Source organism: Colwellia sp. MB3u-41, assembly GCF_014076845.1.
Lineage (GTDB): Bacteria > Pseudomonadota > Gammaproteobacteria > Enterobacterales > Alteromonadaceae > Colwellia_A.
Map to the genome: position 1 here is coordinate 1 of NZ_JACGUT010000053.1, position 1,915 is coordinate 1,915.

General features: G+C 35.0%; 3 protein-coding genes. All 3 read right to left on the bottom strand.

The features are described 5' to 3' along the window. Nucleotides 1-128: 128 nt before the first annotated feature. Entirely contained in the window at nucleotides 129-458 is a 330-nt protein-coding gene (locus H4J73_RS05075; protein WP_182181685.1) for a hypothetical protein, read from the bottom strand. A gap of 450 nt (nucleotides 459-908) precedes the next feature. Beyond that, nucleotides 909-1,307 carry a hypothetical protein gene (locus tag H4J73_RS05080; RefSeq protein ID WP_182176875.1) on the bottom strand — a complete coding sequence of 133 codons (399 nt, stop codon included), beginning with the start codon at nucleotides 1,305-1,307 and terminating at the stop codon, nucleotides 909-911. Between the two features lie 101 nt (nucleotides 1,308-1,408). After that, on the bottom strand, nucleotides 1,409-1,759 hold the full coding sequence (locus H4J73_RS05085; RefSeq protein WP_182176845.1) for a hypothetical protein: 351 nt from the start codon (nucleotides 1,757-1,759) through the stop codon (nucleotides 1,409-1,411). Nucleotides 1,760-1,915 lie beyond the last annotated feature (156 nt).

Genomic DNA, 1,915 nt, shown 5'->3' on the forward strand with positions numbered 1-1,915 from the left:
GATGCTATTGCTTGACAAAGGGGAGTCCATGTAGCCTTACTAAGCGGCGATAAATTGTTGGCTAAAATTGCGAGGAACGAAGCTAGCCAACTGTTTAGCGTCCGTTTGAGTAACTTGTTATGTGGTATTTACTCTACAAGCTGACCATCGACAAATTTACTATTACAAGAGGTACAATTGTGCTCAACATTAGAGTTTGTACCACGAGGGCTATTTACATAGTTTTCACGAATATCATCCGAACCACAAATGGGACAATATACTTTAATATATTTATTGATTAGTTTTACGCAAAAATACGTACAAAATCCACCTAAAATAAACCCTGCTGTTACAAACCAAATATCATTGAATACATATCCTGCTAATACAGCCCCGATTAGTGGCAGCAATATAGATAATAAAACTAGAGCGAGCCTGAAAGTTTCAGCTCTCTTTAATGCTGGATAGTAACTCATACATACCACATAACGCCACATTAAGCGGCAAAAAATTGTTGGCTAAAATGTGAACGGAGTGAAACAGCCAACTGTTTTTTGTCCGTTTGAATGCCTTGTTATGCGACTTTTACATTACCACAAACCGTACAATTTATATAAATATTAGTGACATAAAGTGTGCATTTAAAAAACTCACAGCATTGCGATACACTAAACCGTGAATTTTGAGCCAGTAATGAAAAGTGAATTTATCACTTACCTACTTTGGCGAAAAACTATTTAACCAAAAACCTAAATAGATTTAATTACGCGTAAATAACCAAGATAAAGAAAAGACAAATACCACAATTATATTTAATCGAATTCGCAATGCCGCATAACGCCCCATTAAGAGGCAAATAATAGTTGGCTATAATAGAGAGCGCAGCGAACAAAGCCAACTGTTATTTGTCCTGCTTGAATGGCTTGTTAGAAGATTTTATCTTCATTTTCGACAAGCCAATTTATATCTTTTATAACGACCTCACTGAATTTTTCGCTCGGATGAGTAGAAATATATTCTTGAGCTTTTTTATAATATTCTAAGTTCACCTGAGGTTGTCCATTTTCTAACTTTCGATGAAATATACTTTGTAAGTTTAATGAGTTTCTATGAATCGCAATATTTGAAGCCAACATAGATTCGTAAAAATTGAGGCTTTTTTCTGGAGTTTCACTTCTAAGTACAAGCAAAGTAACTAAACTTTCCGAAAGAGTGACGTACGTTCCGGTTGCAGCAGAGTCACCAAAGCCTTTTTTATACGCATAACTTCCTACAATATAAGTTAGCAAAAATGAATAGATAATTATAACGATAATTTTTTTCATGCGAATCTTCTAACGCCCCACTAAGAGGCAAATAATAGTTGGTTATAATAGAGAGCGAAGCGAACAAAACCAACTGTTATTTGTCCTGCTTGAGTGGCTTGTTATGTTGCAGCTTGCCCGCTAACTTCGAGTACAGGGCTATAAATACCCCAAATAGCAAACACTACTAATAATATTGACAAAACACCAAGCCATGTAAGCACCGACATAGATTTACTACTTTTACATTTACTCACTTTAAACAAAATATAAGCAGAGATTAAACCTAAAACACCCCAGTAACGATAAGTGCCAATTAATAAAGATGTTTGAAATGGTAGCTCCGATTCAAACGAATCAAATACATTTTCAAATTCTTTAATGAAGATAAAGGCTCCATACGCAAACAAGCCAAAATAAAGCGTTGAAACTGTAGCGGCTAATATTTGAAAGTTACTCTTAATCTGATTCATGAACTGCATCTCCTTTTGCAACATAACGCCCCATTAAGCGGCAAAAAATTGTTGGCTAAAATGTTGAACGAAGTGAAAACAGCCAACTGTTTTTTGTCCGTTTGAATGCCTTGTTATGCGATTTTTACATTACCACAAACCGTACAATTTATATAA

Excerpts from the sequence above, each read along its gene's own strand:
- H4J73_RS05075 (WP_182181685.1), bottom strand. The coding sequence starts at position 458 with ATGAGTTACTATCCAGCATTAAAGAGAGCTGAAACTTTCAGGCTCGCT.
- H4J73_RS05080 (WP_182176875.1), bottom strand. The coding sequence starts at position 1,307 with ATGAAAAAAATTATCGTTATAATTATCTATTCATTTTTGCTAACTTAT.
- H4J73_RS05085 (WP_182176845.1), bottom strand. The coding sequence starts at position 1,759 with ATGAATCAGATTAAGAGTAACTTTCAAATATTAGCCGCTACAGTTTCA.